This window comes from Halosimplex halophilum (genome assembly GCF_004698125.1).
Classification (GTDB): Archaea; Halobacteriota; Halobacteria; order Halobacteriales; family Haloarculaceae; genus Halosimplex; species Halosimplex halophilum.
The window spans coordinates 104240-118455 of sequence record NZ_SRHV01000006.1; the positions used below are offsets into that span (position 1 = coordinate 104240).

General features: G+C 70.2%; 11 protein-coding genes. 9 read left to right on the top strand and 2 right to left on the bottom strand.

Going from position 1 to position 14216, the window contains the following annotated elements; genetic code table 11:
• Window positions 1-255 precede the first annotated feature (255 nt).
• The 6 genes from E3328_RS20800 to E3328_RS20825 all read left to right on the top strand — a co-directional run bounded on the left by E3328_RS20800 (window position 256) and on the right by E3328_RS20825 (window position 8407).
• A complete protein-coding gene (locus tag E3328_RS20800; protein ID WP_135366575.1) occupies window positions 256-1314 on the top strand; it encodes an isocitrate/isopropylmalate dehydrogenase family protein in 1059 nt (352 codons plus the stop codon).
• Between the two features lie 252 nt (window positions 1315-1566).
• Window positions 1567-2214, top strand: coding sequence for a helix-turn-helix domain-containing protein (locus E3328_RS20805; protein ID WP_342775123.1), 648 nt, complete (start codon window positions 1567-1569; stop codon window positions 2212-2214).
• 210 nt (window positions 2215-2424) lie between these two features.
• Window positions 2425-4401, top strand: a complete 1977-nt coding sequence (locus E3328_RS20810) for an ABC transporter substrate-binding protein (protein ID WP_209452255.1) — start codon at window positions 2425-2427, stop codon at window positions 4399-4401.
• Window positions 4402-4404: 3 nt separating this feature from the next.
• Window positions 4405-5388: an ABC transporter permease gene (locus tag E3328_RS20815; protein ID WP_135366577.1), complete on the top strand. Its 984-nt coding sequence runs from the start codon at window positions 4405-4407 to the stop codon at window positions 5386-5388.
• Window positions 5388-6308, top strand: a complete 921-nt coding sequence (locus E3328_RS20820; RefSeq protein ID WP_135366578.1) for an ABC transporter permease — start codon at window positions 5388-5390, stop codon at window positions 6306-6308. The genes E3328_RS20815 and E3328_RS20820 overlap by 1 nt, the downstream gene beginning before the upstream one ends.
• Window positions 6305-8407, top strand: coding sequence for a dipeptide ABC transporter ATP-binding protein (locus tag E3328_RS20825; RefSeq protein ID WP_135366579.1), 2103 nt, complete (start codon window positions 6305-6307; stop codon window positions 8405-8407). The genes E3328_RS20820 and E3328_RS20825 overlap by 4 nt, the downstream gene beginning before the upstream one ends.
• A gap of 79 nt (window positions 8408-8486) precedes the next feature.
• Here the strand turns inward: E3328_RS20825 and E3328_RS20830 are convergent, their stop codons facing one another.
• Window positions 8487-10688, bottom strand: a complete 2202-nt coding sequence (locus tag E3328_RS20830; protein ID WP_135366580.1) for an acetate--CoA ligase family protein — start codon at window positions 10686-10688, stop codon at window positions 8487-8489.
• A 129-nt stretch (window positions 10689-10817) separates the two neighbouring features.
• On the opposite strand from E3328_RS20830, the gene E3328_RS20835 reads away from it, so the two are divergent.
• Together E3328_RS20835 and E3328_RS20840 are read left to right on the top strand one after the other, a co-directional pair.
• On the top strand, window positions 10818-11624 hold the full coding sequence (locus E3328_RS20835; protein WP_135366581.1) for an oxygen-binding di-iron domain-containing protein: 807 nt from the start codon (window positions 10818-10820) through the stop codon (window positions 11622-11624).
• A 2-nt stretch (window positions 11625-11626) separates the two neighbouring features.
• Window positions 11627-12388 (top strand): MBL fold metallo-hydrolase, encoded by a 762-nt coding sequence (locus E3328_RS20840; protein ID WP_135366582.1) that lies wholly within the window; start codon window positions 11627-11629, stop codon window positions 12386-12388.
• Window positions 12389-12432: 44 nt separating this feature from the next.
• Here E3328_RS20840 and E3328_RS20845 read toward each other — a convergent pair whose 3' ends face one another.
• Window positions 12433-13287 carry an HpcH/HpaI aldolase/citrate lyase family protein gene (locus E3328_RS20845; protein ID WP_135366583.1) on the bottom strand — a complete coding sequence of 285 codons (855 nt, stop codon included), beginning with the start codon at window positions 13285-13287 and terminating at the stop codon, window positions 12433-12435.
• 91 nt (window positions 13288-13378) lie between these two features.
• Between E3328_RS20845 and E3328_RS20850 the strand changes: the two genes are divergently transcribed.
• On the top strand, window positions 13379-14194 hold the full coding sequence (locus E3328_RS20850; RefSeq protein ID WP_135366584.1) for a class I SAM-dependent methyltransferase: 816 nt from the start codon (window positions 13379-13381) through the stop codon (window positions 14192-14194).
• The last annotated feature ends 22 nt before the right edge of the window (window positions 14195-14216 follow it).

The following is a 14216-nucleotide window of genomic DNA, read 5'->3' on the forward strand; positions in this document are numbered from 1 at the left end:
GCTAAGCCGGTTGGCTATGTTTGTCAGCTGTTCGGACTGGCTGGCCGGGATAGCTGGTTCCGGTAGCTGCGTGGTTCGGCTGTCCCGGGTATCGACACTGGCCCGGTGAGTCGGTCAGCCTGGTCAGCCGGGCGAGGCGGGATTCCGGACCCACGGGCGCGGTCGCGTACCGGTGGGCCAGCGTCGCGGCGCCGTTCTCTCGGACGTGGCTTCTGGTACCAAGATTCAAACCGGCGCCTGCCGAACCGGCCGGTCATGTCCACGTACGACATCGCGGTGATCCCCGGCGACGGGATCGGGCCGGAGGTCGTCGACGCGACGGCACCGCTGGTCAGGGACGCCGCCGAGGCGTTCGACTTCGGGATCGAGACAACGACGTTCGACTGGGGCACGGAACGGTACCTCGACCGCGGGGCGATGATGCCCGACGACGGGCTCGACCGGCTCGCCGAGTTCGACGCGATCTTCCTGGGCGCGGTCGGCCACCCGGAGGTACCGGACCACGTGACGCTCCACGGGCTCCTGTTGCCGATCCGGAAGGGGTTCGACCAGTACGTCTGCAAGCGGCCGAGCGTCCTCTTCGAGGGCATCGAGAGCCCGCTCCGGGGGTACACGGGCGGCGACATCGACTTCGTGGTCTACCGGGAGAACACGGAGGGGGAGTACGCCGACGTCGGCGGCCGGGAGCACCGCGGGTTCGACCACGAGACCGCCGTGCAGTCCGCGCTGTTCACGCGCCAGGGGACCGAGCGGATCGTCCGCGCGGCGTTCGAGGCGGCGGCCGACCGCGAGGGCCGCCTGACGAGCGTCACCAAGTCGAACGCCCAGGCCCACAGCATGGTGTTCTGGGACGACGTGGTCGAGGAGGTGAGCGCGGAGTTCCCGTCGGTCGAGGTCGAGCGGCTGCTCGTCGACGCGGCGGCCATGGACCTGATCCGCCGGCCGGAGGCGTTCGACGTGCTCGTCGCTTCCAATCTCTTCGGCGACATCCTCACCGATATCGGCGCACAGGTCACCGGGAGCATGGGGCTGGCGCCGTCCGGGAACGTCCACCCCGGCGACGCGTACCCCTCGATGTTCGAGCCGGTCCACGGGAGCGCCCCGGACATCGCCGGCGAGGGCGTCGCCAACCCGCTGGCCGCGGCGCTGTCGTGGTCGATGCTGTTCGAGCACGTCGGGGAGCAGCGGGCGGCGGACGCGGTGTGGGACGGGGTGGCCGACCAGCTCGCCGACGCGTCCGCCCCGCGGACGGCCGATCTGGGCGGCGACGCCGGGACCGACGCGGTCGTCGCCGACCTCCGGGACCGGCTGTGAGGGCTCGACGGCGACGGTCTATACCGGTCCGTTAGGAGGTGCCTACTGCCGGCCCGCCGGCCTCAGTGCCTCGGTTTTCGCGGGCGAGCGGTTCCGATCCGCCGGTCCAGTCACTCGACGTGAACAAACCCTTAAATGACCGTCGTGGTAACAGAGGCGCCACGGGGAACCGGGTGATCAACGATACTCCGCATCGAATTCCAGACCGTCCCGTCGGGCGTCGTCGGTGAACTCGCTACGGAACTGCCGGCGGTGCGGCGTATCGAGTTCGAGAACGCCTTCTACGCCGACGACGGCGACTGGATCGAGTCGCTGCTGGTCACCTCCGAGAGCACCGTCGACCCCGAGACGGCGGTGGCGGCGCTGTCGCGCGTCGAGCTGTTCCACCACGAGCGGATCTCCGACGACGGGTCCGCCCAGCGGACCGACCGGCTGACCGTCGTCGCTCACGAACCGTACCCGTTCCTGCTCGGCGTCATCCTGCGCGGCAAGGCGATCCCCAACCGGCTCGTGCTGTCGGACGGGCACTTCGACGGCGTCGCCACCGTCGCCGAGTGGGAGAACTTCCGGACGCTCGCCGACCGGATCCAGGAACAGTTCGGGCGGTTCGAACTGCTGAGCGTCAACCAGGTCGAGACGACCGGCGCACCGCTCGGGAGCGGCCAGCTCGGACGGGTCGTCCGGAACGAACTCTCCCGGGAGCAGCTCACCGTCCTCCGGACCGCCCACGCGATGGGGTACTTCGCCGCCCCCCGGGAGGCCTCCGCCGACGAGATCGCCGCCGAGCTGGAGATCGCACAGTCGACGTTCAGTGAACGGCTCCGCCTCGCGGAGAAACAGCTGTTCGACCTGGTCTTCTCCGGCGAGGGAACCGGCCCCGGGGACACCGGGGACCGGTAATCGCCAGTTTCGCCGGGCCCGTTTCGCCCACCCCGACACAGTGGTATCGAAATTTATGTAAGTATGTTTCTATAACTATCGTACGTTATTTTCTCGGGTGTGGATCGGGTGATCGGGGCCCGTGGTATCCACACCCACATAAAGAATGATTATGATTGGCCGGCATCGGGGGTAGGTTCAGGCGGGTAAGGGGGAAAGGCAGGTGATGTCATGGCGCGTGACAAACCCTTCGAGATCGAGACAGGTGAGACATCGCGGCGACGGTTCATCCGCATCGCGGGCGCAGTGGGGCTCGCGGGGATGGCCGGTTGTCCGGGGAACCAGGGCGGCGACGGCGGCGACGGTGGCGATGGCGGCGATGGCGGTGGCGATGACGGAGACGGTGGCGGCGGTGGCGGCGGTGGTGGCGGCGACGGCCGCTCGATCGAGTCACAGTTCTGGGAGGAGTGGCCCGTCGAGACGAAGGGCTCGTCGGTCAACGACGAGGCCGTCCAGTTCGAGTACGCGGCCGTCGAGGGCGAGTCCGTCGCGGAGGTCGATATGCACTTCGCGCAGTCGGAGACGCCGTGGATGCGCGAGCACGCGCTGATGATCCAGGAGTCGTTCAACAGCGTCGGCGTCCCGACGAACCTGATCAACGTCCAGCCCAGCACCCGGTACGGTGAGTACTGGCGGGCCGACATCGGCCACCCGGTGCCGGTGACGATGAACCTCCACGGACCCGACCCACAGCGCGGGCTCGACCCCAACCCGTTCCTGATGCGCGCGCACCCGGAGACAGGGGGGAACTACTACAACTACAAGAACGACGAGATCACGGAGCTGCTCGACGAGCAGGCCCAGACAATCGGCGACACGGAGGCCCGCGCGGAGATCTGCCGGGAGGTCCAGGAGCTGCTCAACGAGGACGCCTACCTCATCGCCTCGAACTTCCCGGACGTGATCACGGTCGCCAACACGGCCGACTGGGAGGGGTACGTCCCGACGCCCGGCAACGGGACGACCCGCGACTCGTTCATCTGGACGCAGGTCAACCTCCAGCCCCAGGGCGACTCGACGACGTGGGTCAAGGGCGTCACCTCCGGGATGCAGGGGACGAACCTGCCGTGGTCCTCGGGCGGCCAGGAGGAGAAGCGGCTGCTGAACGTCTACGACGGGCTCTACGACGCCTCGCCGGAACTGGAGATCGTCCCGGCGCTGGCGACCGGCCACGAGGTCGTCGACGACACCACCGTCGAGATGGACCTGCGCGAGGGGGTCACCTGGCACGACGGCGAGTCGTTCGGCCCCGAGGACGTGAAGTTCAGCGTCGAGATGTACAAGCAGTACACGGCGCCCCAGCAGGGGCCGTTCTACACGCCGATCGAGGGCGTCGAGGTGCTCTCGAACGACGGCGGCGGGCGCGTGCGGTTCAACCTCACCGAGCCCGACGCCTCGTTTCTCACCCAGCGGGCGGTCCGTAGCGCGATCATCCCCCAGCACCGCTGGAGCGACGTTGACAGCCCCGGGGAGTACAACCCCGACAACCCCGTCGGGACCGGCCCCTTCCAGTTCGAGAACTGGTCGCAGGGCGAGGAACTGCGCCTCTCGAAACACGAGAACCACTGGCTGTGGGACGACGACACCCGCGAGGAGATCCTCGGCGACCACTTCGTCGCCGGCGACGGGATCGACGAGATGGTCGAGGCCAACGTCGGCAACGTCTCGACGCTCATCGGCGCGATGCAGTCGGGCGACATCGACGCCATCGGGACGACGGTCTCCAACCAGCAGGCCGAGCGCGCCGCCAACGCCCAGGGCGTCGAGAAGCAGACGACGGACAACTACGTCCCGACCGACGTGCACCTCAACCACATCGTCCCGCTGTTCCGCGACAAGACGTTCCGCGTCGCGTTCAGCCACGCCGTCGACAAGCAGGGCTTCGTCGACGACGTGCTCGGCGGCCGGGGCTCCGCCATCGAGGGTCAGCGGCTCCTCTCGCCGCTGCTGACGCCGTACGTCGCCGAGACCGAGCCCTACGAGTACAACGTCGACCGGGCGCGGACGATGCTCCGGCAGGCGGGGTACACCTTCGACGGCAACGACATGCTCGTCTGGCCCCAGGGCGACGCCTGGGACGCCTTCGCCGAGCGCGTCGAGCACGGCCACGCCACCCGCTCGGAGTTGGACCAGCAGGACTTCTCCTGACAGATGAGCTTCCGACGATTCCTCATCAAGCGGACCGCGATCGCGGCCGTGCTGACGCTGGTCGCCGTCAGCATCATCTTCGCGACGCTGCGGCTGCTGCCCAGCGACCCGTTCAGCGGGCTGGTCGCCTCGGGGTCGCTGACGCCGGAACAGGTCGCGGAGCTGCGGGCCATGTACGGGCTCGACGAACCGATCTACGTCCAGTATCTCAAGTACGTCCGGAACCTGTTCACCCTGCAGTTCGGCGTCTCGCTGACCCAGCAGCGGCCGGTCGGCGAGATCATCGTCCCGGCGCTGGTGAATACGCTCGTGCTCCTGTTGCCGGCGCTGGTCGTGACGGCGGTCATCAGTTCGATCGCCGGGATGTACGCCGGCTGGACTCGCGGCTCGCGGTTCGAGCAGGCCGGGATCGTCGTCACCACGTTCTTCCGCGCGACCCCCGTCTTCGTGACGGGCATCTTCCTGCTCATCGTCTTCGCGTACGGCCTCGGCTGGCTGCCCGCCTTCGGGATGCGCAGCCCGATGGCAAACCCCGAGGGGTACGCCCAGACGTACCTCTCGGTCGACTTCCTGAGACACTACATCCTCCCCTTCTCGGCGACGGTGCTGTTCTACAGCGGGGACTTCCTGATGCTCGCGCGCAACTCCGTCGTCGAGCGCAAGGGCTCGGAGTTTCTCATGCTCCACCGCGCGAAGGGGCTCTCGGAGATGGAACAGCTCGCCCGCGCCGGCCGCAACTCCCTGTTGCCGCTGGTGACGTACTTCGCGCTGCGGACGGGGATGCTGTTCCAGGGGGTGATCACTCTGGAGGTCGTCTTCGCGTGGCCGGGCATCGGCCGCGCGCTCGTCCAGGCGATCCTCAACCAGGACTACCCGACCGTTCAGGCCGCCGTGTTCATCATGGCGCTGGCGGTCATCGTGATGAACCTCACCGCGGACGTGGCCTACGCCAAACTCGACCCCACCGTCGAGGCGGGTGATGTCTGATGTCCGGCTACTCCATCGACACCGAGACCGCGAGGGACAGGCTGCGAAACGAGTTCGACCGCGCCCGCCGGACGCTGGCGGTCGTCTGGCAGGACACCGGCGCGAAGGTCGGCCTCCTGACGCTGGCCGGCTTCGTGTTCATCGGGATCTTCGGGCCGCTGCTCGCGCCCCACCACCCGATCGAGGACACCCTCCGCCGCGGCGGGGCGATGATGCGCCTCTCCTCGCCCAGCCCGAAGGCGCCGCTCGGGACGACCTCCTTCGGGAAGGACGTGCTGAGCCAGTTCCTCGCCGGCGCGCGGCCGACGCTCATCATCGGGCTGTTCGGCGGCGTCGGGACCGGCGTGCTCGGCTTCCTCGTCGGCCTCACGAGCGGCTACTTCGGCGGCCGCGTCGACGAGCTGCTGATGCGGCTGACCGACCTGACCTTCGCGCTCCCGCTGTTGCCGATGTCGCTGGTGATCCTGTCGTTCGTGACGCCGAACGTCTGGCTCATCACGGCCGTGCTGGTGCTGTTCCTCTGGAAGATGCCCGCGCGGGTCATCCGCTCGGAGGTCATGACCGTCAAGGAACGCACCTTCGTCAAGTCCGCCCGCGCGAGGGGCGCCGGCCACCTGCGGACGATGTTCCTGCACGTGACGCCGAACGTGCTCGGCATCGGCTTCCTCTACACGGCCTACGCGGTCGGGTGGTCGATCGTCGCCGGCGCGTCGCTGGCGTTCCTCGGGTTCGGCGACCCGACGACGACCTCCTGGGGCCGGATGCTCGAACAGGTGTTCCGCTCGGGCGCGATGCGCGTCGCCTGGTGGTGGGTCCTCCCGCCCGCGATCGGCATCGCCGCCGTCACGACCGCGGTCTTCCTCGTCGGCCGCGCCTTCGAGGAGATCGTCAACCCCGAACTCCGGAGTGAGCAAGAATGAGTCTGCTCGAAGTCGACGACGTGAAGATCACGTATCGGATGCCCGGCAGCGACGTCCGCGCCGTCAACGAGGTCTCGTTCACCATCGAGGAGGGGGACAACTACGGCCTCGTCGGCGAGTCCGGCTGCGGCAAATCGACGCTGGCCAAGTCCGTCCTCGGCCTGCTCGACGACAACGGCGAGATCCGCTCGGGCAGCATCCGCTTCGACGGCCGCGAACTGCGCGACCTGTCGGAGTCGGAGTGGCAGGAACTCCGCTGGGAGGAGATCGCCTACATCCCCCAGAGCGCGATGGACTCGCTGGACCCCGTGATGACCGTCGGCGCCCAGATCCGCCAGGCCATCACGAAACACCGCGACACCTCGACGGCCGCCGCGAACGAGCGCGTCGCCGAGGTGTTCGAGATCGTCGGCCTCGACCCCGCCCGGACGGACGAGTACCCACACGAGTTCTCCGGGGGGATGCGCCAGCGGGTCACCATCGCGATGGCGCTCGCGCTCGACCCCGACCTCATCATCGCCGACGAGCCGACGACCGGGCTGGACGTGATCGTCCAGGACAAGATCGTCCACAAGCTCATGGAGATCCAGGAGGAGGTCGACAGTTCCCTCCTGCTGATCACCCACGACGTGGGCGTCGTCGCCGAGACCTGCGACGAGGTGTCGGTGCTGTACGGCGGGAAGGTGATGGAGCAGGGCGACACCGACGACGTGTTCGCCGACCCGCGCAACCCCTACACGATGGGGCTGAAAAACGCCTTCCCCGAGGTCGACGAGTTCGACCAGCAGGCCATCTCGATCCCCGGGTCGCTGCCCGATCTGGTCGGCGAGCCGACCGGCTGCGTGTTCCGCGAGCGCTGTCCGTTCGCCACCGAGGAGTGCGAGGACGGCCACCCGCCGCTGGTCGACGCCGGCGACCAGCAGTCTGCGTGCTATCGCGCCGACGAGGCCGAGGACCTCCAGGAGCGGGCCGCAGACCCCGAGACGTGGGGGATCGACGTGCCCGACGACTCGGAGTCCCGGGAGACGGGCGACGTGATCATGGAGACCGACGGCCTGGAGAAGTACTTCAAGCAGTCCCAGCCGATCCTCGACGACCTGCTCGGCGAGGACCCCGACTACGTCAAGGCGGTCAACGGCGTCGACCTGAACGTCCACGAGTCGGAGATCGTCGGCGTCGCCGGCGAGTCCGGCTGCGGCAAGTCCACGCTCGGCGAAGTGGTCTCGGCGCTGCAGAGCCGGACCGGCGGCGAGATCCGCTTCGAGGGCCGGTCCGTCGAGGAGCTGCTCGACGAGGACACCGCCGAGTTCCGCTCGCAGGTGCAGTTCATCTTCCAGGACCCGTTCGACTCGCTGAACCCCCGCCAGACCGTGCGGGCGGCCGTCTCCGAACCGCTGAAGATCCAGGGGGTCGCCCCCGACGAGACCGAGCGGCGCGTCCGCGAGACGGTCGCTGACGTGGGGCTGAACCCGCCGGAGGCGTACCTCGACCAGCACCCCGACCAGCTGTCGGGCGGCGAGCGCCAGCGGGTCGCCATCGCGCAGGCGCTCGTGCTCGAACCCGACCTGCTGATCTGCGACGAGCCCGCCTCGATGCTCGACGTGTCGCTGAAGGCCAACATCCTCAACATCCTGCGGGAGATGGCCGACGAGCGCGACATCGGCATCGTCTACATCTCCCACGACCTGGCGAGCCTCTCGCAGATCACCGACCGGCTGGCGGTGATGTACCTCGGCCGGATCGTCGAACTCGGCCCCACGGCCGAGGTCGTCGAGAACCCGAAACACCCCTACGCGGCGTCGCTGCTGGCCGCCTCGCCGAAGGCCGACCCGACCGAGGACCGAAAGCGGGTCCTCCTGCCCGGCGAGCCGCCCAACCCGGTCGACCTCCCGGGCGGGTGTAACTTCGCGCCGCGCTGTCCGAAGGCCACCGAGGAGTGTCGGGGGTCCGACCCCGACCGCTCGGCGTTCGCCGACGACGGCCACGAGGCGGCCTGCTTCTTCCCCGTCGAGGACGTGGAGGACGAGCTGCTGGAGCGATACGCCCGCGAACGCGAGCGGGCAGAGGGTGAGGAAGTCGAAGACGAGGCGACGCCGTAGGTAGCCGGTTCGACCGTCACTTTTTCGAGCGAACTCGCCGGGCGGTTCCCGATCCGCGGAACCGGAAGAGAAGTACCGTTCAGTCGCTCGTGCGGACGAGCGCGTCGACGGCGACCGGCCCGTCCTCGGTGACGACGACGGGGTTGAGGTCGAGTTCGGCCACGGCGTCGACCGAGGCGGCCAGGTCCCCGACGTTCACGAGCAGGTCGACGACCGGTTCGACCGGCAGGGGGTCGCCCCCGCGGCGGTCGGTCAGCAGGTCCGCGAGCGCGGTCGCCTCGACGGCTCGGCGGGCGTCGGCCCGCGAGAACGGCGGGACGAGCGTCGCGCTCTCGTCGAGCGCCTCGACCAGCACGCCGCCGGGACCGACGGTGACCAGCGAGTCGAACACGTCGCCCGGTGCAACGCCGACCAGCGACTCGACGCCCTCGGCGACCATCGGCTGGACGAGCACGCCCGCGATGTCGTCGTCGGCGACGCGCTCGCGGGCGGCCGCCCGGACGGCTCGATAGGCGTCCCGCGCCGCCTCCGGCGATTCGACGCCGAGTTCGACGGCCCCGGCGTCCGTGCGGTGAGGGAGCGCCGGCGAGTCGACCTTCATCGCGACCGGGCGGTCCAGTTCGACCGCGGCGGCCGCGGCCGCGTCGGCGTCGGTCGCAACCCGCGTCTCGACGGTCGGCACGTCGAACGCCGAGAGCAGCGGTTCGGCCTCGGTCCAGGTGAGCACGCGGCCGGTCGGGAGGTCGCTCCCGGGCCGCTCGTCGGCGGTCCTCCCGCGGGCGTCCGCGAGCGCGGCCCGCGGCGGCCGGTCGGCCAGCCGCTCGCGGGCGGCGGCGAAGCCGGTCGCCGACGCGACGGCGTCCAGACAGCGCCCGGGGTCCTCGTAGACGGGGACCGACTCCCGAAGTCGGGCGTACGGCGGCGTTTCCGTCGGATCGTCGGGCTCCTTGCGGCCGGTCCAGAGCACGTAGACGGGGTCGTCGGCCCGCTCGACGACCGATTCGAGGTCGGCGGCGATGGTCTCGGCTCGCTCGTCGACGCCGGGGAGGCCGATCGCGAAGACGTAGGCGTCGAAGGCGTCGTCGGCCAGGACGGCGTCGGCTATCTCGGGCAGTACTTCCGCGCCGTACCCCCGGATGTCGGCGGGGTTGTGGAACTCGCCGTAGGTCAGTAGTTCCTCGATGTCCAGCAGCGCCTCCTCCGTCTCGCCGTCGATGTCCGGGAGCGCGAGGTCGCGCTCGGCGGCCATATCGGCGAGCAGGCTCGCGAGCCCGCCGCTGGTCGAGGCGACGCAGATGCGGTCGCCGTCGGGGGCGTCGTAGGCGGCGTGGGCGTTCGCGCGGGCGAGCAGGTCGGGGATGTCCGGGACGCGCTCGACGCCGGTCTGGTCGAAGGCGGCCGCCCAGGCGTCGTCGCTGCCGGTCAGCGAACCGGTGTGCGAGAGCGTCGCTTCCTCGGCGAGGTCGGACTGGCCGATCTTCACCGTCAGCACCGGCGTCCCCGACCGGACGGCCCGCTCGGCGACGCGCATGAACCGCTCGGGGTCGTCGATCCCCTCGACGTAGGCGCAGACTACCTCGACCGACGGCTGCTCGGCGAGGTAGGCCACGTAGTCGGTCAGCGACAGGTCCGTCTCGTTGCCCGTCGAGACGATGTGGCTGAAGTGCAGGTCCCGGTCGGCCGCCCGCTCGAAGAAGGTCGTGAACGCGAGGGCGCCGGACTGGCTCACGAGCCCGATCCCGCCGGGCTCGGGCTCGCGGGAGCACGTCGAGGTGAGCGTCGCGCCCCGCGAGGCCATCACGCCGATGCAGTTCGGCCCGACGACCCGGATCCCCGCCTCGGCGGCCGTCTCCGCGAGCTGCGCCTCCAGTTCGGCCCCCTCGTCGTCGGCCTCGCCGAAGCCAGCGGTCAGCACCAGCGCGACGGGGACGCCCCGTTCGCCGGCCGTCCCGACCACGTCGACGACGTACTCCCGCGGGACGCTCACGACCGCGAGGTCGACCGTCTCGGGTACGTCCGCGATGTCGTCGTAACATTTCCGGCCCCACACCTCGTCGCGGCCGGGATTGACGGGGTACAGCGTCCCGTCGAAGCCGTACTCGAGGAGGTTCTCGACGAGGTTGCCCGAGTAGAACGAATCGGGGCTCGCCCCGACGACCGCCACCGACCCGGGGTCGAACAGCGCGTCCAGGTCCGGCGCGGCGACCGCGCCGCCGCGCGCGCCGGCGCCGTCCGCGCTTCCGCGGCCCGTCTCGGGGCCGTTCGCTCCGTTGTCTGTCATACCACCGTTCCCTTCCGCGAACAGCCGCCTGAAGGTGCTCCCGGTCGGGGTTCGATGTGCATCGGCCATTAAGTGGGGGCCGGCGAAACGTCACGGCGCCTTTTGTGGGGATCCGTCGTAGGCCGGCGCATGTCACGCGAGATCGCGCCCGGCGTCCACTGGATCTACGAAGCCGGGCCGGACCGGACCGCGTCGTGGGACCTCGGCGAACGCGACCCGTCGTGGTACGAGCCGGGGCGGGCGGCATACGTCCCGCAGTGTGCGTACCTGGTCGACGGCGGCGACGAGACGTTGCTGTTCGACACGCTGTCGCCGGCCAGCACCGGGCACGTCCTGGAGGCGGTCGACGACCTCGTCGGGGACCGCGGGCTGGACTACCTCGTCGTCTCGCACCCGGACGTGCCACACGCGGGCAACACCGCCGCGATCCTGGAGGCACACCCGGAGGCGACGCTCGTCGCGCCCGGCTACGGCAACGACCACGAGCTCTACCGCCTGGCCGACGGCATCCACGTCACGGAGGGCGACGAACTCGACCTGGGCGACCGGACGGTCGAGTTCCACGAGGCGACGTTCCTCGACGCGCCGGTCTCGGTGTGGATGACCGAGCGGGAGACTGAGACGCTGTTCCCCGTCGACTGGATGGGGTTCGTCCACCGGGAGGACGAGGCGCTGTCGTTCGTCGACGAACTCGACGGGGAGTTCGACCGCGACCGGCTCGTCGAGTTCCACGGCCGCGTGCTGTTCTGGTACCAGTACGTCGACGTCGAGCGGACCAACGCCGAGATCGACAACCTCGTCGAGAAGTTCGACCCGGAGATCGTCGCGCCCGCCCACGGGCTCGTCATCCGGGAGGACGCGACCGACTACATGGAACTGATGAAAGAGGTGACCCGGACCGTCGACGAGCGCGGCCGGATCGGGACCCTGGGGTGACCATGTCGGGGAACAGTTCCGGCCCGACGGTTCCGGTCACCGACTCCGTCGAGTGGGTCAACCAGTGTTACGACCACGAGGGGCGCCACGAGCACGTCTCGCTGTACCTCCTGCGCGCGCCGGGGGGCACAGTCCTGATCGACTCGGGGTCGTTCTACCACCGCGAGGCGATCACCGAAGCGGTCGACGCGGCGACCGGCGGCGCGGGCCCGGACGCCATCGTCCTCTCCCATTCCGACTACCCCCACGCGGCGAACGTCGGCCCCCTCGGCGGGGCCACCGAGGACGTGGAACTCGTCGCGTCGTCGGCCTCGCCGGCCCAGCAGGGGTTGCCCGAGGCCCGCAAGTGCGACATCGGCGGGTCGATGACGGTCGAGGGGCGGCGGCTGAGCTTCATCGACCCGCCGCTGGCCGACCGCTCGCACACGACCTGGATCTACGACCACGCCGACGGCGTCCTGTTCACCGCCGACGGCTTCGGCAACTACCACGACCCCGGCCAGTGCGACTACCGCTCGGGGGAGTTCCCGGACGCGACGCCCGCCGAGGCCATCCGCGCGTACCACGAGGACAACCTCGTGTGGCTCCGCTACGTCGACCCCGCCAAGGTCGAGGCGGCGCTCGACCGGATCTTCGAGGCGTACGACGTGCGGGCGGTGGCGCCGATCCACGGCAACCCCATCGAGGGCGACGACCTCGACACCTACCGCGACCGCCTGGCCGACGCGATGGCGGCCATCGCCGACGACTACACCGTCGAATGAAGCATCGACGGCGGTTCGGACGCGGTCAGTGCCGCCCGGGGCGCTCACCGGGCGTCCGCGGCGTCGGCACGGTCGAGGATCCGCTCGGCTCGCTCGACCAGCGGCGGGTCGATCATCTGGCCGTCGACCGTGAACACGCCGGTCCCGTCCGTCTCGGCGGCCCGCTGGCCCTCGACGACGCGCTCGGCCCACTCGATCGACTCGGCGTCGGGCGTGAACGCCTCGTTGATCACGGGCACCTGGTCGGGGTGGATGGCGAGCTTGCCGTCGAAGCCGAACTCGACGACCCGCTGGGTCTGTTCCCGGAGCCCCTCGCGGTCCTCGATGTCGGTGTAGACGGTGTCCAGAGCGCCGACGCCCGCCGCGCCGGCCGCGGCGACGACCCGCTGGCGGGCGTACAGCGACTCGGTCTTCTCGTCGGTGACGGTCGCGCCCACGTCGGCGGTGTAGTCCTGGTCGCCGTAGGCGACGGCGTCGACGCCCGGGGCCGCGGCGGTCTCCTCGACCGCGACGATGCCCGCGGCCGTCTCCACCAGCGGGATCACGTCGATGTCGTCCGCCCCGAGGTCGACGAGGTGGTCGCGCAACTGCGCCACGTCGGCGGCCCCTTCGGCCTTCGGGAGGACGATGCTGTCGGGCGGCGTCCCGGTGTCGCCGACGACCGCGTCCACGTCGTCGCGGCCGCAGCGGTCGTAGGGGTTGATCCTGACGCACAGTTCGGGACCCGGGTCGTCGAGGTCGTCGAGCGTCGCCCGCACGGTCTCGCGCGCGTCATCTCTGGCGTCGGGCGCGACGGCGTCTTCGAGGTCGAAGATGACCGCGTCGGCGTCGGTCTCGACGGCCGTCTCCAGCATGTCGCGGTCGTCGCCCGGGGTGTAGAGCAGCGATCGGCGAACCATACCGGACCGACGGCTTCGAGGGCGGAAAAACCGGGGGTCGCTCGCACCCCCGGCCGCGGCAACTGTTCGCGAGCGAGCGGAGACGGTTCCAATGACTGGCAACACGGCGAACGATCCGGACGGTGGAACGAACGACGAAGCGGGCCCCGAGACCGGCAGCGACCGCAAGCGGTCGGCGGCCGACAGCTTCGGCGACAGCGCGGCGGCGTACCTCGACAGCGCGGTCCACCGGGCCGGCGACGACCTCGATCGGCTGGCGGGCTGGTGCGAGTCGGCCGACCGGGCGCTGGACGTGGCGACGGGCGCGGGCCACACCGCGGGCGCGCTGGCGGCGGCGGGCGTCGACCGCGTCGTCGCGACCGACGCGGCGCCGGCGATGGTTGCGACCGCCACGACCGAGTTCCCGTCCGTCGAGGGGGTCGTGGCGGACGCCGAGCGGCTCCCGTTCGACGCCGACGCGTTCGACGCCGCGACCTGCCGGATCGCCGCCCACCACTTCCCCGACCCCCGGGCGTTCGTCGGGGAGGTCGCGCGCGTCCTCGAACCCGGCGGGACCTTCGCCTTCGAGGACAACGTCGCGCCCGACGACGACGCGCTCGACGACTTTCTCAACCGGGTCGAGCGGACCCGCGACCCGACGCACGTCCGCTCGCACCGCGTGGGGGAGTGGGTCGAGTGGCTCGAAACCGCCGGGTTCACCGTCGAGACATCGCTCGTGGTGACCAGGACGCTCGAGTTCGAGGCGTGGCTCGGGAACGTCGACGCCTCGCCCGAGCGGCGCCGGCGGGTCGAGACGGTCTTCGCCGACCGGCCGGCCGGCGCGACCGAGGCCTTCGAGGTGGTCGAGACGGACGACGGGGTCGAGTCGTTCGCCAACCTGAAACTGCTGGCACGCGCGACCCGGTGACTCGCGGGCTCCCGGTGGTCGG